The 20956-nt window shown below is 71.7% G+C and carries 22 protein-coding genes and 1 tRNA gene; 8 read left to right on the forward strand and 15 right to left on the reverse strand.

Features of this window, described 5'->3' with window-relative positions:
• Positions 1-2 precede the first annotated feature (2 nt).
• From V5E28_RS26425 to V5E28_RS26435, 3 genes are all read right to left on the reverse strand, one after another.
• On the reverse strand, positions 3-1016 hold the full coding sequence (locus V5E28_RS26425; RefSeq protein WP_336210145.1) for a PucR family transcriptional regulator: 1014 nt from the start codon (positions 1014-1016) through the stop codon (positions 3-5).
• A 106-nt stretch (positions 1017-1122) separates the two neighbouring features.
• Positions 1123-1914 carry an ABC transporter permease subunit gene (locus tag V5E28_RS26430; protein WP_336210148.1) on the reverse strand — a complete coding sequence of 264 codons (792 nt, stop codon included), beginning with the start codon at positions 1912-1914 and terminating at the stop codon, positions 1123-1125.
• The gene (locus V5E28_RS26435) at positions 1892-2803 is read right to left on the reverse strand and encodes an ABC transporter ATP-binding protein (protein ID WP_336210149.1); all 912 of its coding nucleotides are present in this window, start codon (positions 2801-2803) and stop codon (positions 1892-1894) included. Before V5E28_RS26435 ends, V5E28_RS26430 begins: the two co-directional genes overlap by 23 nt.
• 127 nt (positions 2804-2930) lie before the next feature.
• Here V5E28_RS26435 and V5E28_RS26440 point away from each other — a divergent pair, with 127 nt between their 5' ends.
• The 3 genes from V5E28_RS26440 to V5E28_RS26450 are packed head-to-tail and all read left to right on the forward strand — an operon-like array spanning position 2931 to position 5287.
• Complete coding sequence (locus V5E28_RS26440) at positions 2931-3389, forward strand: ArsR/SmtB family transcription factor (protein WP_336210152.1); 459 nt, start codon at positions 2931-2933, stop codon at positions 3387-3389.
• Positions 3390-3402: 13 nt separating this feature from the next.
• Positions 3403-4233 (forward strand): patatin-like phospholipase family protein, encoded by an 831-nt coding sequence (locus V5E28_RS26445; RefSeq protein ID WP_336210154.1) that lies wholly within the window; start codon positions 3403-3405, stop codon positions 4231-4233.
• A gap of 16 nt (positions 4234-4249) precedes the next feature.
• Complete coding sequence (locus tag V5E28_RS26450) at positions 4250-5287, forward strand: 1-acyl-sn-glycerol-3-phosphate acyltransferase (RefSeq protein ID WP_336210157.1); 1038 nt, start codon at positions 4250-4252, stop codon at positions 5285-5287.
• Here V5E28_RS26450 and V5E28_RS26455 read toward each other — a convergent pair.
• On the reverse strand, positions 5220-6713 hold the full coding sequence (locus tag V5E28_RS26455; protein ID WP_336210160.1) for a cobyric acid synthase: 1494 nt from the start codon (positions 6711-6713) through the stop codon (positions 5220-5222). The genes V5E28_RS26450 and V5E28_RS26455 overlap by 68 nt on opposite strands.
• 142 nt (positions 6714-6855) lie before the next feature.
• Between V5E28_RS26455 and V5E28_RS26460 the strand changes: the two genes are divergently transcribed.
• The gene (locus V5E28_RS26460; protein ID WP_336210162.1) at positions 6856-8217 is read left to right on the forward strand and encodes an MFS transporter; all 1362 of its coding nucleotides are present in this window, start codon (positions 6856-6858) and stop codon (positions 8215-8217) included.
• Between the two features lie 64 nt (positions 8218-8281).
• Here V5E28_RS26460 and aztD read toward each other — a convergent pair whose 3' ends face one another.
• The 4 genes from aztD to aztB are packed head-to-tail and all read right to left on the reverse strand — an operon-like array spanning position 8282 to position 12241.
• Positions 8282-9430, reverse strand: coding sequence for a zinc metallochaperone AztD (gene aztD / locus V5E28_RS26465; RefSeq protein WP_336210163.1), 1149 nt, complete (start codon positions 9428-9430; stop codon positions 8282-8284).
• A gap of 11 nt (positions 9431-9441) precedes the next feature.
• A complete protein-coding gene (gene aztC / locus V5E28_RS26470) occupies positions 9442-10332 on the reverse strand; it encodes a zinc ABC transporter substrate-binding protein AztC (protein ID WP_442945869.1) in 891 nt (296 codons plus the stop codon).
• Positions 10329-11426 carry a hypothetical protein gene (locus V5E28_RS26475; RefSeq protein WP_336210166.1) on the reverse strand — a complete coding sequence of 366 codons (1098 nt, stop codon included), beginning with the start codon at positions 11424-11426 and terminating at the stop codon, positions 10329-10331. Before V5E28_RS26475 ends, aztC begins: the two co-directional genes overlap by 4 nt.
• On the reverse strand, positions 11426-12241 hold the full coding sequence (gene aztB, locus V5E28_RS26480; RefSeq protein WP_336210168.1) for a zinc ABC transporter permease AztB: 816 nt from the start codon (positions 12239-12241) through the stop codon (positions 11426-11428). The genes V5E28_RS26475 and aztB overlap by 1 nt, the downstream gene beginning before the upstream one ends.
• A gap of 52 nt (positions 12242-12293) precedes the next feature.
• Here aztB and aztA point away from each other — a divergent pair, with 52 nt between their 5' ends.
• From aztA to V5E28_RS26495, 3 genes are read left to right on the forward strand one after another with little or no spacing between them, the layout of a single operon-like run.
• A complete protein-coding gene (gene aztA / locus V5E28_RS26485; RefSeq protein ID WP_336210169.1) occupies positions 12294-12965 on the forward strand; it encodes a zinc ABC transporter ATP-binding protein AztA in 672 nt (223 codons plus the stop codon).
• A gap of 4 nt (positions 12966-12969) precedes the next feature.
• The gene (locus tag V5E28_RS26490) at positions 12970-13557 is read left to right on the forward strand and encodes an ArsR/SmtB family transcription factor (protein ID WP_336210171.1); all 588 of its coding nucleotides are present in this window, start codon (positions 12970-12972) and stop codon (positions 13555-13557) included.
• 18 nt (positions 13558-13575) lie between these two features.
• Positions 13576-13761 (forward strand): hypothetical protein, encoded by a 186-nt coding sequence (locus tag V5E28_RS26495; RefSeq protein WP_336210173.1) that lies wholly within the window; start codon positions 13576-13578, stop codon positions 13759-13761.
• Positions 13762-13795: 34 nt separating this feature from the next.
• On the opposite strand, the gene V5E28_RS26500 is transcribed toward V5E28_RS26495, so the two are convergent.
• From V5E28_RS26500 to V5E28_RS26515, 4 genes are all read right to left on the reverse strand, one after another.
• A complete protein-coding gene (locus V5E28_RS26500; RefSeq protein ID WP_336210176.1) occupies positions 13796-14329 on the reverse strand; it encodes a flavin reductase family protein in 534 nt (177 codons plus the stop codon).
• Positions 14330-14611: 282 nt separating this feature from the next.
• Positions 14612-15226 carry a dTDP-4-dehydrorhamnose 3,5-epimerase family protein gene (locus tag V5E28_RS26505; RefSeq protein WP_336210177.1) on the reverse strand — a complete coding sequence of 205 codons (615 nt, stop codon included), beginning with the start codon at positions 15224-15226 and terminating at the stop codon, positions 14612-14614.
• A 285-nt stretch (positions 15227-15511) separates the two neighbouring features.
• On the reverse strand, positions 15512-16474 hold the full coding sequence (locus V5E28_RS26510; RefSeq protein WP_336210180.1) for a cobalamin biosynthesis protein: 963 nt from the start codon (positions 16472-16474) through the stop codon (positions 15512-15514).
• Between the two features lie 12 nt (positions 16475-16486).
• Positions 16487-17269: an aminoglycoside phosphotransferase family protein gene (locus tag V5E28_RS26515; RefSeq protein WP_336210183.1), complete on the reverse strand. Its 783-nt coding sequence runs from the start codon at positions 17267-17269 to the stop codon at positions 16487-16489.
• A 205-nt stretch (positions 17270-17474) separates the two neighbouring features.
• Here V5E28_RS26515 and V5E28_RS26520 point away from each other — a divergent pair.
• Positions 17475-17548, forward strand: a tRNA-Arg gene (locus tag V5E28_RS26520).
• A gap of 236 nt (positions 17549-17784) precedes the next feature.
• On the opposite strand, the gene V5E28_RS26525 is transcribed toward V5E28_RS26520, so the two are convergent.
• The 3 genes from V5E28_RS26525 to V5E28_RS26535 form a co-directional block, all read right to left on the reverse strand.
• Positions 17785-18567 (reverse strand): integrase core domain-containing protein, encoded by a 783-nt coding sequence (locus V5E28_RS26525; protein WP_336210186.1) that lies wholly within the window; start codon positions 18565-18567, stop codon positions 17785-17787.
• 479 nt (positions 18568-19046) lie between these two features.
• Positions 19047-19685, reverse strand: a complete 639-nt coding sequence (locus tag V5E28_RS26530) for a response regulator transcription factor (protein WP_336210189.1) — start codon at positions 19683-19685, stop codon at positions 19047-19049.
• Between the two features lie 3 nt (positions 19686-19688).
• Entirely contained in the window at positions 19689-20837 is a 1149-nt protein-coding gene (locus tag V5E28_RS26535) for a sensor histidine kinase (protein WP_336210190.1), read from the reverse strand.
• Positions 20838-20956 lie beyond the last annotated feature (119 nt).

Here is a 20956-nt window from a genome sequence, read left to right on the forward strand (position 1 = left end):
GCTCACTCCCAGGGCCAGTCCAGCAGGCGGGCGCCGAGGACGGCGGTTTCCAGGGTGAAGCGCTGGGTGGGCTCGTCCGGGGAGAAGCCCGTCAGGCGGCGGATGCGCTGCAGACGGTAGGTGACGGCGCGGGTGCTGATGCCGAGCGCGCGGGCGGCGGCCGTCTGGTTGCCCTGGGCGGCGAAGACGGCTTCCAGGGTTTCGAGTAAGGGCTCGTGGCCGCCACGCGCCTCCAGCAGAGGGCTCAGCACGCTGGCCACCAGGTCTTCCATGGCGCTTCTGTCGCGCAGCAGCACGGGGAAGACCAGCAGGTCGGCGGCCTTGACCACGTCGTGCCTGAGGCCGAGCCGGTCGGCCAGGTCCAGGGCGCCGGCCGCTTCCCGGTAGGAGGCGACCACGCCGCCCGGGCCGCGCTGGGGCCGGCCGACGCCGACGCGCCAGCCTGGCGGGAAGCGGGACCGTACATGGTGGGTGAACTCCCCCACGGCGGCGGGGAGCGTGGCCGGGACCACGCAGACGAGCAGGCCCTCGCGGACGGCGAGGAGGATGTTGTGTGAGCCGAACCTGGCGATCAGGTCGCGTTCGATGCGGTCGTGGTCGACGTCCTTGAGGCCGCGTGCGACGGCGACGATGTAGGACTCGGCCAGCCGGAGGCCGAAGTGCTCGGCGCGTTCGGCCAGGCGTTCGGCCCGGCCCTGGAGCAGGTCGTCGACGAACTGCCTGCGCTCGGCGTCCGCCCCCCGGATCGCCGCGAGCTGGGCCTGGTCGTAGCCCTCCATGAGGGCGGAGACCGCCTTGCGCAGTGCGGGGAGCACGGCGGGGCCGGCCAGTCCGTCGGCGGCGGCGAGGGCGGCGTCGACGAGCGCTCGCAGCGGGAGGCCGAGTTCGGCGGCGCGGGTGCCGGCGGCCCGGTAGGCGTCGACCTCGGCCCGCTCGGGCAGGCGGCCGGTGCGGGCGGCCTGCCGCAGCGTGCTGAGATGCCCGCCGAGCAGCTCAGCGGGCGTCTCGGGAAGCACGGTCGGACTCCTCAGCGGACGTGGAAGGCGAGCACGGTCGGACTGGTCAGCGGACGTGGAAGGCGAGCACGGTCGGACTCCTCGGCGGACGTAGAGGCGGGCACGGTCAGACTCCTACGTCGCGTCTGTCGAAGGCGAGGACCGCGGTGAGGGCGAGCACGGCGGTCGCGCCCGCCAGCACAAGGTAGTCCCCGACCGGAAGCCCCTGGTAGAGGGGCTGGCCCTCGGCGTAGTAGTGGAACGGGGAGATCCACTTGAGCCAGGCGATGGCCTCCACGCTCCTGCCGACGGTGACGACGACGTAGCCGAGCACCGCCCACACGCCGACGACCGCCATGGCGGCGGCTCTGCGCCCGGTCGCCGCGCCGACGGCCAGCGTGAGGGTGCCGAAGAAGAGCGCGAGCAGGAACACCCCGGTGTGGGCGGCCAGGATCCGGTCGAAGCCGACGCCCATGCCGACGGCTTCGGCCACGACCCAGGTGACGATCAGCGTCACGCCGGCCGTCGCGAGCAGGCCGAGGGCGAGGGCGGCGAAGCGGTCCAGGACGAACCGCTTGCGGTCGATGGGCAGGGTGACGACGAGCTCCAGCGTGCCGGCCTCTTCGGGCTGGGCGATGGCCCGGTTGGCGACGAGCATCGCGCACACGATGAACAGCATCGGGACGAAGAGCTGGTAGACGACCGACTGCAGGTAACCGGGCCCGCTGGTGAAGTCCTGCAGCCCGCCCATGAGATCTTTGAGCGCGCCGGGGAACTTGGCCAGCGCCTGCTGGCCGTAGACGTCGGGATTCTGCTTGATGCTGCCGTAGACGCCGAGGTACAGCGTCATGAAGGCGCTGATGCCGATCGTCCACCCGATGAGGGCCCGCCGGAAGTCACGCAGGCTCTTGGCGATCATCGTGCCGCTCCTCGTCGCTGTAGTAGGTGAGGAAGATCTCCTCGAGGTCGGGCTCGGCGCTGACCAGGTGCACCACGGTGAAGCGGGCCGCCGCCTTGATCAGCGCGTCGGGCCTGCCGTCGATCGTGCATCGCAGGGCGGCGCCCTCGACGCGCAGGTCCCGCACGCCGGGCAGGCCTTGGAAGGCCTCGGGCGGCACGGGGGCGTCGAAGTGGAGCTCCACCCGGCGCATCGCCTTCTCCCGTAGCGCGGCCACGTGCTCGACGGCGATCAGGCGGCCGGCCCGTACGATGCCGACCCGGTCGGAGACGTGCTCCACCTCGGCCAGCACGTGCGAGGACATGAGCACGGTGCGGCCGGCGGCGCGCACTTCCCGCACCATGGCCAGGAACTCCTGCTGGACCAGCGGGTCGAGGCCGCCGGTGGGCTCGTCGAGGATGAGGAGCTCCGGCTCGTGCATGAACGCCTGGATCAGCCCGATCTTCTGCTTGTTGCCCTTGGAGAGCTTGCGCATCGGCACGGACAGGTCGGCGTTGAGCCGCTCGGCCAGCGCGTCCACGCGGGCTGGTGGCACACCGCCGCGCACCCTGCCGAGGAAGTCCAGGTAGTCCCGGGCCCGTTCCCTGCCTTCGAGGGCGAGCTCGCCCGGCAGGTAGCCGATCCTGCCGCGCACCGCGGCCTCCCGCGAGCCGGCGCCGAGGACGCGCACGTGCCCCCGCGTGGGCCTGATCACGTCGAGGAGGAGGCGGATCGTGGTGGTCTTGCCCGAACCGTTGGGTCCCAGGTAGCCGAAGATCTCGCCTGGCTGGATCTCCAGGGTGAGATCCTCCAGCCCCCGGCGCTTGCCGTAGTACTTGGTCAGCCCTTCGGCCTGCACCACTGCTGTCATGGCCGCATGGTCCCGCCTGGCGGGCGCGGCGTCAGCGGGCAGGTCCGGCAGTCACGGGGCCGTTTCCCTTCCGGACTCCGGCAAACCCGTTACTCCGGAATTCCGGGGTTCTGGGTACGGTGCTCGTGTGAGCAACATCGAGGAACGCCTGCGCGAGCTGGAGGCCCGCGTCGCCACTCTGGAGGGCACGCCGGCGCAGGCCGAGGTCGCCGACGACACCGGGCGCTTCGCCTATGGCGGGGAGGCCAGGCTGGGCGGCTACCAGTGGCAGTGGTCGGTGGTCCGCCCTCCGGGCTGGCTGGTCGAGCAGCCGCCCGGGCCGCTGGCCGCCGTGCTGGCGGCGGCTGGGCATCCGGCCAGGCTGCGGATCCTGCAACTGCTCGTGGCGGGTCCCCGGCCCATCGCCGAGCTGCTGGCCGAGCTCGGCCTGGCCTCGCAGGGGCAGCTCTACCACCACCTCAAGACGCTGACCTCGGCCGGGCTGGTGGAGCAGCCGGAGCGGGGCGTCTACCGGGTGCCGTCACGGGCGATCTTCCCGGTGCTCTCCCTGGCCGCCGCGGCCACGGATGTGGTCCACCCGACGTAGAAAAGCTGGCAGGGTGAGCCTGGTGGAGACGGCGTTCGTGCTCGGTGGCGGCGGCCTGCTCGGCGCGCACGAGGTCGGCATGCTGCAGGCGCTCGGCGAGGCCGGCATCGAGGCCGACCTGGTGGTGGGCACCTCCATCGGGGCGCTCAACGGAGTGGTGCTCGCCGCCTCCCCCGGCGACGCGGTGCGCAGGCTGGGCTCGCTGTGGCGCTCGGACGTGGTGCGTTCGGCCTTCTCCGGCTCGTGGATGGCACGGCTGTCGACGCTCGCCAGGACGGGCACGCACCTGCATCCGGTCACGCCGCTGCGCTCGGTGCTGGAGGAGCTGGTGCCGGTCTCGCGGATCGAGGACCTCACGGTGCCGTTCCAGTGTGTGGCGGCGTCGGTCGAGCGGGCGGGGGCGCGCTGGTTCACCGAGGGGCCGCTGGTGGACGCGGTGCTGGCCTCGTGCGCGGTGCCGGGCCTGCTGCCGCCGGTGGTCATCGACGGCGAGCACTTCTTCGACGGCGGCCTGGTGCACAGCATCCCCGTCGGCCGCGCCGTACAGCTCGGGGCGAGGCGGGTGTTCGTGCTGCACGTGGGCAGGATCGAGCAGCCTCTCGCGCCGCCGAGGCGGCCGTGGGAGGTGGGCATGGTGGCTTTCGAGATCGCGCGCAGGCACCGGTTCACCGAGGAGATGGCCACGCTGCCGTCGGACGTCGAGGTGCACGTGCTGCCCGCGGGGTCGGCCGGGCCGGTCTCGCCGCTGCGTTACCGCGATTCCTCGCAGATCTCGCGCTACATCGAGCGGGCTTATGAGGCTTCTTCCCGTTATCTGCGGACAGGAGGAGGATTGAAGCCCTGACCCCAGGGAGGCCGACGTGCTGCCCCCACGCATCCTGCGCCGCCTCATCCTCGCTCCGCTGGTGATCGTGGCGGCCGTGTTCATGATCATCACCCTGCCGTTGTGGCTGGTCGTGACGGCCGCCGCGTCGCTGCGCCTGCCGCCGCCGCAGCGCAGGGGGCTGCGGTTCGTCTGGTTCGCGGTGTCGTGGCTGACGCTCGAGTCCGCGGTGCTCGGCGCCTGCCTCGGCCTGTGGGTGGCGGGTGCCTTCGGCCGCGCCAGGCACCAGGAGCGGCACTACGGCCTGATCGAGTGGTTCCTCGGCAAGGTGTACGGCGCGGCCGTGCGGATCTTCCGGTTGACCGTGGACATCCGCGAGCCACCGCCCACCGAGGAGGAGCTCGCGGCGCGGCTGGCCTGCCCGGTGCTGGTGCTCTCCCGGCACGCCGGTCCCGGCGACTCGTTCCTGCTGATCTATCATCTGATGGCGCTGTACGGCAGGCGGCCCAGGATCGTGATGAAGGCGGCGCTGCAGCTCGACCCGTCGCTGGACGTGGTGATCAACCGGCTGCCGAACGCCTTCGTGCCCCGCAGGACGGGACAGAGCGGGATCATCGAGGAGATCAGGCGCCTGGCGTCCACCATGGAGGAGCGCGACGCCCTGGTGATCTTCCCTGAGGGCGGCAACTTCACGCCGCGCCGCCGCAGGCTGGCGATCCGGCGGCTGGAGGAGAAGGGGCTGACGGAGGAGGCGTCCCGGGCCCGCGGCATGGACCACCTGTTGCCGCCCCGGCCGGGCGGCTCCATCGCGGCGATCGAGGCCTGCCCGTCGGCCGACGTGGTGTTCGTGGCGCACACGGGCCTGGACGACCTGGTGACGGTGGGCGATGTGTGGCGCAAGCTCCCGTTCAGCGCGCACATCACCGCGCAGTGGTGGCGGGTTCCGGCCGATCAGGTGCCGCGCGGGCGCGAGGAGCTGACCCGCTGGCTGTACGACCAGTGGGAGGTCATCGACGGGTGGATCGCGGAGCACCGGGCGGCAGAAGCGGCACCTCGGGCGGGCCGTGTTGGATGAGGTCGAGCAGCGCCGCGGTGTCGAGGTGCTGTTCGACCAGGTCGCCGAGGGCGTCGAGGCGCTCCTCGCGCAGCCGGGCGAAGTCGCCGCTGGGATCGGGCACGAAGTCGCGGCCGGCCTCCCGCGCCACGTCCGCCAGGAAGGCGCGGCGGAAGTCGTCGTTCTCCAGCGCGCCGTGCCAGGTGGTGCCCCAGACGTTCGCCCAACGGCATCCGTCCAGGAACGGCTCGCCGCCCTCGACGCGCACCCGGCCGTGGTGGATCTCGTAGGCGCGCACCGGATGCCCGTAGGCGTGGCCGGTGGGCCGGGCGAGGATCTTCTCGGCGCCGAACTCGACCCGGGCCGGCAGCAGGCCGAGCCCGTCCACCCGGCCCGCGCCCGACTCCACCTCGTCGACGATCTCGCGGCCGAGCATCTGGAAGCCGCCGCAGATGCCCAGGACCGGCCCGGTCCGTGAGCTCAGCGCCGCCGCCAGCCCGTTGCCGCGCAGCCAGGCCAGGTCGTCCACGGTGGCCCGGGAGCCGGGCAGCACGACGAGGTCGGCATCGTCCAACTCGGCCGGGTCCGTCACGAACCGCACCACGACTCCGGGTTCGGCCGCCAGCGCGTCCAGGTCGGTGAAGTTGGAGATGCGCGGCAGCCGCACCGCGGCCACCCGCAGCGTCTGCCTGCCGTACGGCCTGCGCGTGGGGACGGCCCTGCCGTCCAGGGCGAGGGAGTCCTCGACGTCCAGCCAGAGGCCGTCGAGCCACGGCAGGACGCCGTACACCGGCCGGCCCGTCAGCTCCCTGAGCTGGTCGAGGCCGGGTTCGAGCAGCTCTTTGGCGCCGCGGAACTTGTTGACCACGAACCCGGAGACGAGCGCCTGATCGTCGGCGTCCAGCAGGCCGACCGTGCCGTAGAAGGCCGCGAACACCCCGCCCCTGTCGATGTCGCCGACCACGATCACCGGCAGGTTCGCGGCCCGGGCCAGGCCCATGTTGGCGATGTCGCCGGGGCGCAGGTTGATCTCGGCGGGGCTGCCCGCGCCCTCGCAGACGACCACGTCGTAGCGGCTTCTCAGCCGCTGCAGCGCTCCGAGCGCCGCCTCGCGCAGCATGTCCTTCAGCGCGCCGTACGCCATCGCGTCGACGTCGGCGATCGGGCGGCCCATCAGCACGACCTGGCTGCGGCGGTCGCTGCCGGGCTTGAGCAGGATCGGGTTCATGTCGGCGACGGGCTCCAGGCCGGCGGCCTGCGCCTGCATGGCCTGGGCACGGCCGATCTCGGCGCCGTCGGCGGTCACGTACGAGTTCAGCGACATGTTCTGCGCCTTGAACGGCGCCACCCGGACGCCCCGCCTGGCCAGCCAGCGGCAGATCCCGGCGGTGACCACGCTCTTGCCCGCGTCTGATGTGGTGCCCGCGACGAGCAGTGCCCCCTTCACGGTGCCCACCGTAGCGGGGTCAGGTAATCCGGATGAAATCACCCATTTACGAATCCTGTGACTTCTGCCACTCTTACTAGAACGATCGCCTAGAACGCGATTCTAGATTTCGCTACTTGAAAGGTGGGGCATGCTCGGAACGATGGGTTCGCCTCGGACCGGCAGGATCGACGCGGCAACCCGGGCGCCGTTCGGCTGGGCACCACTGGTGGTGCTCTTCGTCGTCGGCCTCGTCGACCGCATGGAAGCCAACCTGCTATCGGGCGTGCTCCCGCTCGTACAGAAGGAATGGGGATTCAGCGACACCGTCGCCGGCTCGATCCCCACGGCCGCCGCCCTGGCCGGCGCCATCGTGGCGATCCCGGCCGGATATCTGGCCGACCGCCGCAGCCGTACGAAGATCATCGCAGTGGTGGTCTTCATCTGGGCCATCGCCACGCTCGGCACCGGCCTGGCGACCGGCTTCGCGATGTTCTACCTGATGCGGGTGCTGCTCGCCGCCGCCGAGAACATCGACAACCCCGCCGCCGGCAGCCTGCTCGCCGACTACTACCCGCCGGTCACCCGGGCCAAGGCGTACGGCCTGACCCGTGTCACGACGTACCTGGGCGGTGTCGGCACACTGCTGGGCGGCGTGCTCGGCGAGGCGTACGGATGGCGCAACGCCTTCTTCATCATGGTGGTGCCGGGCGTCCTCACCGCCCTGCTCGTCTGGCTCCTCAAGGAACCCGGCCGGGGCGAGCTGGACAGGATCGTGGCCCAGTCCGCCACCACTACCGACACCGTCGCAGCCGAGCCGGTGCCCGCTCCCGCCCCGGACACCGTCCCGACCACCGAGGCGCCCGGCGCCGCGAAGGTGTCGTTCGGCGCCCAGCTGCGCCAGGTGCTCTCCATCCCGTCGCTGGTCTTCGTCTGCGTCGGGCTCGGCCTGCTCACCCTGGGCCTGGCCGGGGTCTTCTACTGGCTCCCGTCGCTCATGGTCCGCAACTACGGCGTCGGGACCGGCGCCGCCGGCTCCCTGTCCGGGCTGATCACCATCATCGGCCCGGTGGCCGGCACCCTGATCGGCTCCTGGCTGGGCCGCAAGTGGCACGGCACCCGCAAGGGCGGCCGTCTCCTCGCCGGTGGCGGCGGCATCACGCTGGGCTCGCTGATCCTGGGCGTCGCCCTGTCGATGGGGTCGCTGTATCCGATGGCCGCCCTCATCCTCCTCGCCAGCACGTCCATGTCGATCGCGATCCCGAACATGACCGCGTGCCTGGCGGACGTGGTGCCGGCCGGCGTCCGCGGCCTCGGCTTCGCCGTCCTCCAGCTCCTCATCACGGGCTGCGGCGCCTTCGGCTCGCTGGTCGTCGGCATCGCCTCGGACCGGACGGGCTCGCTCCTGGGCGGCATGTACATCCTGATCATCCCCATGGTCGTCGGCGGCCTGCTCACCCTCGGCGCCCGGGGCTCCTTCGAGCGCGACGCCGGGAAGGTGCTCGACGCGGCCAGAAACTCGTAACCCACCCGGCCGGGCGCCCCGCACCATCCCGGTGCGGGGCGCCCGTCGTCGTCCGGGGACCGGGTCAGTGCCCGACGCCGCTGATCTCGTTGGGCACCCCGGGCAGGGGCGCCGTCCGCAGCCGCTTCCCCGACTCGACGTCCACCGCGTGCACCCGCCTGCCCGCCGGATCGGTCACATAGGCCACGTGCCCGCGCACGAAGAGGGCCGGCCGGGGCTGCTGCCAGTCGAGCGGCTCCCGCCACTCGCCGAGCACCGGGACGGTCCTGACGACCTTCGCCTTCTCCGGGTCGAGCACGTGGATGGCCCCGTCCGTGCCCAGCACGAGCGCCTCCCCGTGCGGCCCCCGCGCCAGCGAGCGGAAGGTGTAGCTCGTCCCGATGTCCACCAGCCGCATCCGCCCGGACTCGGTGTCGATGAGCGACACCTGCTCGGGCCGCTCCAGCTCGGCGTCCCGGTCCTTCTTGTAGTCGCCCAGGACGACGGGCGACCCATCGGACCCCGCCTGGTTGCCGACGCGCCCGTACTCGTCGGGGCTCGCCACCTTGGTGATCTTCCCGTCCTTGTAGATCAGGACGCCGCCCTCGCATCCGATCACCACGGCCTCGTCGCGGGCCGTGGCCTCCCCGTGCACGCCGGGGCAGCTCTCACTACGGGCGATCTCCTTACGGCCCCGGTCCAGCACGATGATGCCGCTGCGCTTCTCCTCGGTGCCGAGGGTCACGACCAGCTCACCGTTCTCCAGCTGGATGGCGACCCCGTGGTGCGGCGCGGCCGCCTGGTAGACCTCTCCCCGCGGCAGGCCGCCGGCCAGCCCGGCCGGGTCGAACACGGTCACCTGCCCGGTGCCGTCGGAGAACAGCACGGTCTTGCCCGCGTGCCGGACGACGTGGCCGGGCTTGGCCCCCTTGAACTCGTCGGCCCGCAACTCGGGCTTGACCGCGTCGAGCACCCGGAACCCGGTCGAGGTCGACACCATCACATGCCGGTCGTCACCCGCCGGGTTGACCCGGTTGAAGCCCGGCAGCGGGATGTCCGCGGCCACGGCCAGCGTCTCGCCGTCGAGGACGTACAGGCCGCCGTCGTACGTCGCGACGAGCGGGTCGTCGACCGGCGCGGGGGTGCTCACAGTGCCGGGGGCGGCGGCCGTCTGGGCGGCGCAGGCGCTCGCCAGGAGCGCCGCGGCCAGGAGGAGGGGGAGCTTACGGTTCATCTCATTTCCTTTCAGGGGGTCGCGCCGAGGCCGGAGGCCATGGCGTCGGTGTTGGCGCGCATCATCCGCAGGTAGGTGTCGGCGCCCTCGCCCGCCGCGCTCAGCGACTCGGTGAACAGGGCCACGACCTCCACCCGCACCCCGGCCTCGGCGGCCAGGACCCGGACCAGCCGGTCGGGCTGGGAGGAGTCGGCGAAGATCGCGGGCACCTCGTGCTCGCGGACGGCGTCGGCGAGCTCCTTGAGGTCGGCGGCGCTCGGCGAGGCGAGGGCGGCGCCGCCCGGGATCACGGCTCCGACGATCTCGAAGCCGTACCTCTCGGCGAAGTAGCCGAAGACGTGGTGGTTGGTGACGAGCTTGCGCCGGGCGGTCGGTATCGGCGCCAGGCGCCGCTCCATCCAGGCGTCCAGCAGCTCGACCTGCCGCCGGTAGGCGGCGGCGTTGGCGCGGACGGCCGCCGCGTCCACGCCGTCGATGCGCTCGACCTGCCGGGCGATCGCGTCGACGGCTTCGGCCATGCGGTGCGGGTCGGTCCAGAAGTGCGGGTCCGGCCGGTCGCCGCCCGCGTACGGGATCGGGCCGGCGGCCTCAGCCGCGGCCAGCGCCGGCACCCCGGCGTCGCGGGCGGCCTCGACGTGGCGGAGGACGCCCTCCTCCAGGCCGAGGCCGTTGTGCACGACGAGCGACGCGCGCTCCAGCCGGGCGGCCTGCTGGGCGGAGACGCCGAAGGAGTGCGGGTCGGCGCCGGGCTTCATCAGCACGGTCACCTCAGCCTCGGCGCCCGCGATCATGCGGGTGACGTCGCCGAGGATGTCGGTGGTCACGACCACCTCGGGGCGCCGCTCACCGCCGCCCGCGCATCCGGCCAGCAGCATCGCCAGGACGATCAGCAGGATTCTCATCGGCCGGTCTCCACCATGTGCGTGGGCGTGAAGCCCAGGTCGAAGGTGCGGGCGCGGCGCAGGCCGTCGTTGTAGTCGATCTCGTGCACGGCCTTCGCCGCCGGGTCGTTGACGTAGGCGCGGGCGGTGTCGAGCTGGATGACCGAGGAGCCGGCCGCCGGCAGCAGCGAGGTCCTGGCCAGGCGCTCGCCCGACTCCGGGTCCCAAGCGTGCAGCACGCCGTCGGCGGTCAGGGCGAGCACGGGCGCGCCGGGGCCGGCGGCGTTCACGGCGGTGACGGGGCCGGTGTCCAAGAGCTCCGCCGTCTTCTCGGTGACGTCGAGCACCAGCACGCCCCGCTCCCCGGCCGTCGCCGCCAGCACCGTGCTGCCGGGGCGGCCGTGGAAGGCGCCGGGCCGGACACCGTCCGGGTAGGGGATCTTCTCCGCGCCGTCCCGGCCGACCAGGAGGGCGCCGTCGGCGCAGCCGAAGACCGCGCCCCGCCGGGTGACGACGCCGTCGCCGGGCTCCGGGCAGGACCGGCCGATCCGGCCGGCAGGGGCGCCGGTCCTGGTGACGACGGTGCCGTTCGCGGGGACGAGCAGCCGCTCCCCGTGCGGCAGGACCGGGTCGTACGGGATCGCCGCCGTCCGGGCGATCTCCCCGCGCTCCAGTCGCGCCCGGTCGAGCAGCAGGGTGCCGCCGTCGCCGGACACCGCCGTCACGGCCGAATCGCCGTACGCCCGGCGGCCGGGGACCGCGCCCACGTCGCGGGGCGTCGCCCGGTAGTAGTGGAGGTGGTCGCCGTGGTCGACGGTCCAGCCGCCGGAGTCGACGATCCGCAGGCCGCCGCCTTGCCGGAGGTAGGCGAAGCGCCCGTCGCCGTGGGCGCTCTCGACGGGCCCGGTCCCGCCCAGGCCGGTGACCTGCCCGGTGGCCAGGTCGAGCACGTGCGCCGCGCCGGTGCCGGCGTCGGCCAGGACCAGGCGGTGCTGCGGCTCGGCCGTCTCCTCGGCGCCCTCCACGTAGCCGTGCGGCGGCTCGTCCACCGGTGCGGCCTCCGGTGCGGCGCAACCGGACAGCGCCAGCGCCGCGGCCGCGATCCAGAACCGCATCACCGGGCTCGCAGCCGGGACGCGAGCGCGGACACGAAGAACAGCGCCACCGCCACGGCCGCGATCGTCGCCCCCGCGGCCGTGCCGAGATGCCAGGACACGAGCAGCCCCGCCACCGCCGCGCCCACGCCGAGCAGCGCCGCCCCCGCCATGATCACCGGGATCCGCCGCGCCCACAGCGCCATCGCGGCCGGGGGCGCGATGAGCAGGCCGAACACCAGGAGCGTGCCCACCACGTGGAACGACGCGACGATCGCGAGCGTGACCAGCCCGAGCAGCAGCGCGTGCGCCAGCCGGGGCCGCATCCCCAGCGTGCGCGCCTTGCGCGGGTCGAAGGCGAGCGCGACGAACATCCGGTGTCCGAGCAGCGACACCAGCGCCGCCACGGCCAGGGCCGCCGCGAGATGGCCGAGATCGCGGTCGCGCACCGCGAGCACGTCGCCGAACAGGAAGCCGGTGAGGTCCACCGCGAACGAGTCCGAGCGCGACACGATGATCACGCCCAGCGCGAGCATCCCGGCGAACAGCAGGCCGATCGCCGTGTCCTGGGACATCCGGCGCAACCTGCCGAGCGCGGTCACGCCCGCCGCCATCGCCACCGCCGCCGCCAGCGCGCCGAGCACCGGGCTGGCGCCGAGCAACGCGGCCAGCGCCACCCCCGGCAGCATCCCGTGCGACATGGCGTCACCCAGGAAGGCCATGCCGCGCATCACCACCCACGTGCCGGCCAGGGCGCAGAGGAGGGACACGAGAACCGCCGCCCACAGCGCCTGCCGTACGAAGGACACCTCGAAGGGGTCCGCGAACCATTCCATGACCGACACCTTACAATGAAAACCGTTATCGTTCTCAAACCAGGAGCCGAAAATGATCGTGGAACTGGTGGCGGGATACCCGGGGCGCACGGTGTTGCGGCAGGTCACGGCCAGGATTCCGCGCCCAGGCGTGACGGCCGTCGTCGGCCCGAACGGGTCCGGCAAGTCGACGCTGCTCGGCGTGCTGGCAGGCGTGATCCCGGCGACCTCGGGCACGGTCGAACGGCCCAGCCGGCCGGCGTACGTGGTGCAGCGCAGCGAGGCGCCCGACAGCCTGCCGATCACCGTGCGCGCCGCCGTAGCCATGGGCCGCTGGGCGCACCGCGGCCCGTGGCGGCGGCTGACCAGACATGACTGGGCCGTCGTCGACGCCTGCCTGGACCGCATGGACATCCTCGGACTGGCCGCACGCCCCCTGGGCCAGCTGTCGGGCGGCCAGCGTCAGCGCGCCCTGGTCGCCCAGGGGCTGGCGCAGGAGTCGGATCTGCTCCTGCTGGACGAGCCCGCGACCGGTCTGGACGCCGAGGCCAGGAGCCACATCGCGACCGTGGTCAGGGAGCTGGCGGCGGGCGGCGTCACGGTCGTGCACGCCACCCACGACCCGGGCGCGGCCCGGGAGGCCGACCACTGCATCGCCCTGGAGGACGGCCGCCTGGTCGCCGAGGGCTCCCCCGCCGAGATAGGAAAGAATAGTTGCGCAAATCTACTTTCCTATCTACGGTGAGAGTGTGGCCATCGAAGAACACCGCCGGATCACCGACCTCGACACACTCAAGGCGCTGGCGCATCCGCTGCGCCTGAAGCTCTACCGGGCGCTGTTCCACGCGGGCGCCGCCACCGCCTCACAGCTCGCCGACCAGGTGGACGAGGCGGTCTCGCTGGTCAGCTACCACCTGCGCAAACTCGCCGCCCACGGCGTCATCTCGGAGGCCGAGCCGCGCAGCGCCGACGGTCGCGAACGCTGGTGGGAGGTCGACCGGAGCGGCTACAGCGTCCGGGACCAGGATTTCCGCGACGCCCCCGAGCGGGCCGCCGCGTTCGCGTCCTTCACCCGCGTCGCCTTCCACGAGCACAACGAGCTCTACGAGCGCTTCCTCGACGAGCAGTCGACCTGGGAGCAGGAGTGGCGCACCGCGGCCTTCAACTCCCAGTATCTGCCCCGGCTCACCGCCGAGGAGCTGCGCCGGCTCCAGGGCGAGCTCGGCGAGCTACTCAAGCGCTGGGATGCCTACAGCACCGCCGCCGCGCAGGCCGGCGACACCGAGGGCCGCGAGAACATCGTCCTGCATCTGTACGGATTCCCCACCCGCCCATGAACGTGAGGAGTGCGCGACGTGCACCCGGACCTCCATCTCCAGCTCGAACGCATCCGCGCCGACGATCTGCGGGCCGCGGCCCGCCACTGGCGGCTCACCCGCGAACGCCCCGCCCGGACCGCGGCGGTGCGCCGGCGGCTCGGCTGGATCCTCGTCGAGACCGGCCTGCGGCTGGTCCACCGAGCCGATCTCCAGCGAACCTGATCCTTCCGGCCGCCGGCGATCGGCCCGGCTCCGGTCATGCCGGAGCCCGGCGCGCCGCCGGGGCCAGCGCGGCCTCCTCCCCGCCCCGGACTCCGCAGAAGGCGCGCATGCCGTACAGGAGCGGATGGCCCGGAGCCCGCTCCACGTGGACCACCGTGCCGAAGACCACGGCGTGGTCGCCGACCACCGCCGTCTGCGTCACCCGGCACTCGGCCATGGCGTGCGCGTCGGCGGCCAGCCAGGGCAGCCCGGTGCGCGGCGATGGGCGCCAGCTCACCCGCCCGAACCGGTCCGGCTCCGGGCCGGCGAACAGCTCGGCCACCCGCTGCCCGTCCTCGCGCAGCAGGTTCACCGCGAACACGCCCCGGTCGCCGATCGCGGCCCGCGTCCCGCTGCGCACGTCCAGGCACACCAGCAGCGTGGGCGGGGCGAGCGTCACGCTCACCAGGGAGGTGCAGGTCAGCCCGTGCGGCCGGTTCTGCGCGTCCAGGGTGGTGACGACCGTGACGCCGGTGACGTAGTCGCTCATGAAACCGCGGAAATGCTGGGCAAGGGACTGCTCGTCCATGTCTCCGCCTCGCGGATCGGTCCCCAGAACTCCTCAGTGCGCTACGAGGACCTGGTCGGCCCGCGCGGCGGCGGATCCCGTGAGCGGCAGATCGACGCCGTGAACCGGGTTCTGCGCCACGTGGGCTCCGACCGCGACGCGGAGGCGGTCGCCGACCGCATCTACAACCCGAACCTCGTGGAGCTTCTACCGGGGCCGCACCGGCGGCTGGCAGGAGCGGTTCACCGAGCGAAACCTGGCCAGGTTCCGCGAGCAGTTCGGCGACATCCTGGAGCAGTACGGCTACTGAGCCTTGAGCGCCGCGTAGTGCGCCAGGCACTCCTCCCACGTGGGGAGCAGCCCGCGGGATGCCGCCGCCGTCAGGCGGGGGGCGGCGGCATCCTTGTCCGACCGGATCGGCGCCCCGTCCTGCTTCCAGGGAATGCCCAGGTCCGGATCGAGCGCGTCGACGACGATCATCGTGCCGGGCACGTACGCCTCGGAGCAGAGATAGCTCATGCGGGCGTCATCGGTCAGCGCCTGGAACGCGTGCCCCAGGCCGTCGGCCAGATAGACGGCGATGCCGGACTCCTCGTCCTGGTAGGTCACGTCGAAGGCGCCGAAGGTCGGGGAGCCCACCCTCAGGTCCACGACGACGTCCATGACCGCGCCGCGCACGCACGTGACCAGCTTGGCCTGGCCGGGCGGGAGCGTGGTCCCGTGGATGCCGCGCAGCGTGTGCCGGCGGCTGACCGAGTAACTCGCCTGCCTCACGGCGAACGGGTATCCGATCACCTCGCTGAGCGCGTCCGCCCGGAACGCCTCGGCGAAGTGCCCGCGCAGGTCCGGATGCCGGTCCGGCGTCACCCGGTAGGCGCCCGGCACCGCCGTTTCGACCACCGCTGTCGAGTGGAACATGTCCCTACCACGCTCCGAAAGTCGTCCGGATGAGCCTCATGAGCCGCCCAGCTTCTCCAGAAGGGTCAGCACCTCCGCCGGCGAGGGCTGGGCGGCGATCTCGGCGGCCACGAGAGCCGCCGACCGCGAAGGCACGCACGCCGCTGACCACCGCCGCCCCGCAGAAGGAACGACGCCCCCTTTACCGCGCCGACCTGAGGCGCCAGCTCACCCCGCGGAGAGACGACGCCCAGTCACCGCATGGAGGAACAACGCCCGGTCACCCCGCGGAGGAACGACGCCCAGTCACCCCGCGGAGGAACGACGCCTGGTGACCGCCCACGCCGCCGCGACCGCCGCGCCGGCCGCGAGCAGACTCACGGCCCTGGTCAGCCGGACCGCCCGCCGGATGTCGCGCACCTCCGGCTTGGGCCCGTCCCCCATGGTCGGCCGCTGCTCGGTCCTGCCGCCGTACACGTTGGTGCCGCCCAGCGTCACGCCCAGCGCGCCCGCGAACGCCGCCTCACACCGTCCCGCGTTGGGGCTCGGGTGACGCCCCCCGTCTCTCACCAGTACGGCCATCGCCCCCTTCCGGTCCGGCCCGGCCAGCACGGTGATCAGCCCGGTGACCCTGGCCGGCAGGTAGTTGGCCACATCGTCCAGCCGGGCCGCCCCCCACCCGAACCGCAGATAGCGCGGTGACCGGTGCCCCACCATGGCGTCCAGCGTGTTCACCACCCGATAGGCGAGCAGCCCGGGCACGCCCGCCACCACTCCCCAGAACAGCGGGGCCACGACCGCGTCGGAGGTGTTCTCCGCCAGCGACTCCACCGTCGCCCTGGCCAGCTCCGGAGCCTCCAGCATCGAAGGGTCGCGCCCGCACAGGTGCGGCAGCCGCCTCCGCGCCGCATCCAGATCGCCCGCCTCCAGCGCCTCCGCCATGCGGGTGCCCTCCCGGGCCAGCGTGGTGCCCCCGAGCACGGCCCAGGTCGCGGCCGCTGTCAGCGCCGTACGGACGGCGGCTCCCGGGGCCCGTCCGGCCAGGACGCCGGCGCCCACCGCACCCGCCACGCAGATCGCCACGTGCGCGACCCCGTTCGCCTTCGCGTCGCCGTAGAGCCGGTTCTCCAGCCTGACCGCGGCGCTCCCGAACAGCGCGACCGGATGCCCTCTGCGGGGATCGCCCACGGCGGCGTCCAGCGCCACCCCGAGCGCGATCCCGGCGGCACGCTCGGACCAGCCCTTCACCGTCAACCCCCGCTTACGCAAACCAGCCGCTCCTCACACCAGATGACCGTGCAGCCGGTCCTCGTGGGCGTCGAGCCAGGCCGAAGCCCGGCGAATGCGCTCCCCGGCGCCGCCCGCCCACATTCTCGCCCAGTTGCCTCCGGTCGCCGCCCTCGCGCGCATGACCTCGTACGACCGGTGGAACCGGAGCCTCGCCAGCTCGAGCAGCCGACGCCGATCCCGGGGCGGAACCCCGTACTCGTCGCAGAACAACCGCAGCCGCTCCCCCACCGGAACGTCGCGCAGCAGCGGATGCCGATCGACCGGGTCGGCGATGGGCGCCCAGTGCCTCAGCGTGGTGACGACGTCGAACAGCCGCGTCGTCGGCCGGGCCAGATCGAAGTCGATCATCGCCAGCGGCACCCCGTCGCGAAAAACCACGTTGTCCGGCGTCAGATCACAATGCCCGATCACCTGAGGTGGCGCGTCATCGTTCGACCCGCTCGCCCACTGATGCCCCACCAGCGGGAACCCCGCGGTGGCGTCATGGAACCCCCGCAACAGCCCCGCCACCCCAGCCAGAGCCTCACCCGTGACACTCGCCACGCTCACCCCGGCAGACCCCGGTACGAACGTCAGGATCTCCCGGCCCAGCGAATCCATCCCGACGACCCGCGGCGCCCCCGTGAATCCGGCCGCCTCAAGATGGCGGAGCAGGGCGTGCACGGCGGGCGTCGACTGACCGGCCGGCCTGCGCACCGTGTCACCGACACGCACCACCCCGTCCGTCACATCCCCGCCCTGCAGAGGTATTTCATGCAGGAGCGTCGCGAACATGACATGACAGATTAGACCTAACCGCCCCCTCCCGCCTGGCCTTTTAGCTCACAGATCCGTCTCGGTGACCGACGCCATCCGGCCCCGCACGCCCCAAGCCAAGATCACCGAGACGTCCCCCGGACGCGACACGATCAGGCTCGTTGGCTGACACGGGCGAAACGTGTGCATGACAAGTCGCCGGATCATGCACAATAAGGCGGGAGCGCCCTTAGCTCAGCTGGATAGAGCACCGGACTTCTAATCCGACGGTCGCAGGTTCGAATCCTGCAGGGCGCGCTTGCCGTGACCAGGGGCAGCCTCCGCCTGACCTGCAGTTTTGTGGTCGAGCGGGGGTTTGCTATGTCCGGCTGTCCACGGCTGACGGTGATCGTTTGCGGATCTGTCTCCCCAATGCCTCCCCACGCTTCCGCGCCTGCTCCGGATCACGTGGAGGGCTGGCTTGCCGTGGGGGGTGTCACCATGACCGTGACTACCTCGCTCCGAGTCGGCGTGCACAGCAAGCGAATTTGATCTCAGTGGCGCTGTCCGAGGGTCCGGTGTGGTCGATGTTCGTTGTAGAACGTCTCAAACTCTCGCAGGGCGTGGAGTAGATGAGGTTGGTTCCAGATCAGGGTGCGGTCCAGCAGTTCGCGACGGCAGGTCTGGATCCAGCGCTCCATGATCGAGTTCATGCGCGGGATGCGGATACCTGTGGTGACGACCTGTATTGCGGCGTCGGTCAGTACGGCGTCGAAGGCCGCGGTGAACTTGGCGTCCCGGTCGCGGATGAGGAACCTAGCGGTGGTGCCCGCCTCGTGCAGGTCCATCAGGAGGTTGCGGCCGAGTTGGGTGACCCATTGGCCGGTGGGGTGGGCGGTGGTGCCGAGGATTCGGATGCGGCGGGTGGCGTGCTCGATGACGGCGAAGGCGTAGAGTCGCGCCCCGGTCAGGGTGCGGACCTCGAAGAAGTCACATGCCAGGAGTGCGTCGGCTTGGTCGCGTAGGAAGTCGGCCCAACCGGTGTGGGAGCGTTGTGGGGACGGAGCGATGCCCTGCTCTTTCAAGATCTCCCACACGGTGGAGGCGGCGATCTTGATACCAAGTGCGGCCAGTTCGCCGTGGATACGCCGGTAGCCCCAGGAGGGGTTCTCCCGTGCGAGCCGCCACACCAGAGCCCGGATGGATCGGACGGTGCGTGGACGCCCCGGCCGCCGAGGTGCGCTCGCCACCGCGTGCCGGCGCCTGAGCAGGTCGCGATGCCAGCGCATGAGGGTGTCCGGGCGGACCAGCAGCACCAACCGCCGCAGCTTGTCCATCGGCAGATGGTGGAGCAGTCCTGAGAGCAGTAATCGGTCCTCCGGAGTGAATATGGATTTGGCCACCTGCCGCTGTAAGACCATCAGCTGATGCCAGAGCGCGAGGATCTCGATCTCTTTGTCGCGATCGGTCATTGGTGTGGACGGACAGGATGATCTGTGGATGGGCGGACATCAGGAGGTGGCCAGACGGTCATCGGAAATGCTGCTGGACGGTCAGGGAAAGCACAAACGGATGGTGGGCGTTCGAAGCGGATCACGTCTTCGCTGTTCGGGGTCCCAGTAGTCTGATCAAAAGATCCAACGGATTTGGTGCTGACCTGCGGCGATACGGACAGCAGGCAAGGCGGTTCTCAGACACCAGCTATCGCGTCATCCTCGAACCCATCAGCTGACCGAGGCGGCCTGATCACTAACCTCGACGCACTGCCGTACGCCGGGGTGCACTGCTGCCTGCTCAGCCACCGACTGATTTCGGACTACAGGAGGCCAGCGTCGCGTACCCTGTTCGCCACGTCCACGCGGCTGTCGGTGCCGAGTTTGGCGAAGATGCGGGTGATGTTGGCCTTCACCGTGGCCACGCTCACCGACAGGTTCGTGGCGATCTCGGGGTTCGAGCTGCCCTTGGCCACCTCGATCGCCACCTCGCGCTCGCGCTCGGTAAGCTGGTCCAGCTCCTTGACGGCCTGCGGCTTGTACCGGCCGGTGGCCGCCGCGATCACCTGGTGGGCGACGCTCGGCGACAGGACCGGCTCGCCCCTGGCCACCGCGCGCACAGCCTCGATCATCTTCGCCGGCGGCGTGTCCTTCAGCAGGAAGCCGTGCGCGCCGAGCCGCAGCGCGCGCAGCACCATGTCGTCGGCGTCAAACGTGGTCAGCACCAAAATACGCGGCGGCGACGGCCGATCGAGCAGCAGCTCGGTGGTCATGAGCCCATCCTGGCCCGGCATCCGGATATCCATCAGGACGACGTCGGGCCGCATATCGCGGACCACGGTCATGGCCTGCCTGCCGTCTCCGGCGTCGCCGACGAGGTCCAGGTCGGGCTCGCCGCCGAGGATGAGGCGCAGCCCCGTGCGTACCATCGGGTCGTCGTCCACGATCACCACTCTGATCACGGATCAAGCCTCCCACGGCAGTCGTACGTCAAGAACGAAGTGTCCGTCCTGGACCGCATGGCTCAGGGTGCCCCCGGCCATCCGGGCACGCTCGGCCAGCCCGACCAGGCCCAGCCGCCCGCCGGGGCCGGGGCCGGGGCCGGACGATCCGGCGTATGGAGCCGGGTTGCTCATCCGGATCCGTAACCCTTGGCCAGGCCGTCCGCCGAGCTCGGCTCTCGCTCGGGTGCCCGGCGCGTGCTTGCGCGCGTTGGTCAGCGCCTCCTGCACGATCCGGTACGCGTGCCGCCCTGTCTGCGCCGGCAGCAGCTCGCGCCCCTCGACAGTATCGGCCACCTCGACCTGCTGCCCGGCCACGCGTACTTCGTCGAACAGGGCGTCGAGGTCGGCCAGGTTCGGCTGCGGGTCCTCGACGCCGCCGTCGCGCCGCAGCGTGCCGAGTACGGCGCGCAGCTCGTTGAGCGACTGGTGTGCGTTCTCCTGAATCGCCTGGGCCGCCTCGCGAGTCTGCTCAGCGGTGAGGTCGGTGCGGTGCGACAGGCCGCCCGCGAGCATGGCCAGCAGAGAGATCCGGTGTGCCAGCACGTCGTGCATCTCGTGGGCGATCTTGACCCGTTCGGTCAGTCTGGCCTGCTCGACGCGGTGCGCCTGCGCCTCGAGCGCGGCCTGTCGCCGCGAGGCGGCCAGGTCGCGCCGCGCGCGCAGGTAGAGGCCGAAGAGGGTCAGCCCGCCGACGATCACGCTGCCGGTCACGATGGTGACGCTCGTGACGGAGGCGACCCTGAGCCGGTCGGCGTCCGACCACAGGATCTGCGCCGCCGGGCACAGCCACGCGGCGAGAGCGACCGGGACGATCTGGCGCCAACGGCGATGCGTGCACACAGAGACGTAGGTGACGTAGGCGGGGCCGGCCGCGGTGGTCGAGTAGAGGGTCAGGAGTGCGGTCGCCAGCGCGACCTGCCAGGGGAAGCGGTGCCGCCATCGCATCAACCCCAGACCGACCCCGAACAGGGCCAAGTCCAGCGCAGTCTGGGCGAGGCCGGGGGCGACCTCGCGGTTCACGGCTGACAGGATCGAGATCCCGCCGACGAACAGCGCAGGCACAGTGGCGCAGAGGTAACGCAGAGCCTCGCCCCGGCTCTTTCCTTTCACGCCCGACTCATCGACACCCCACTCATCCACCCCTGGCTCATTCACGCCCGACAGCCTAGGGATGCGCCGGGACCGCTCCTAACGACCAGGGGCTAAAACGGGTAGCCCTGAGTCCATTT

The sequence above is a fragment of the Nonomuraea sp. LPB2021202275-12-8 genome (genome assembly GCF_037044575.1).
GTDB lineage: Bacteria > Actinomycetota > Actinomycetes > Streptosporangiales > Streptosporangiaceae > Nonomuraea.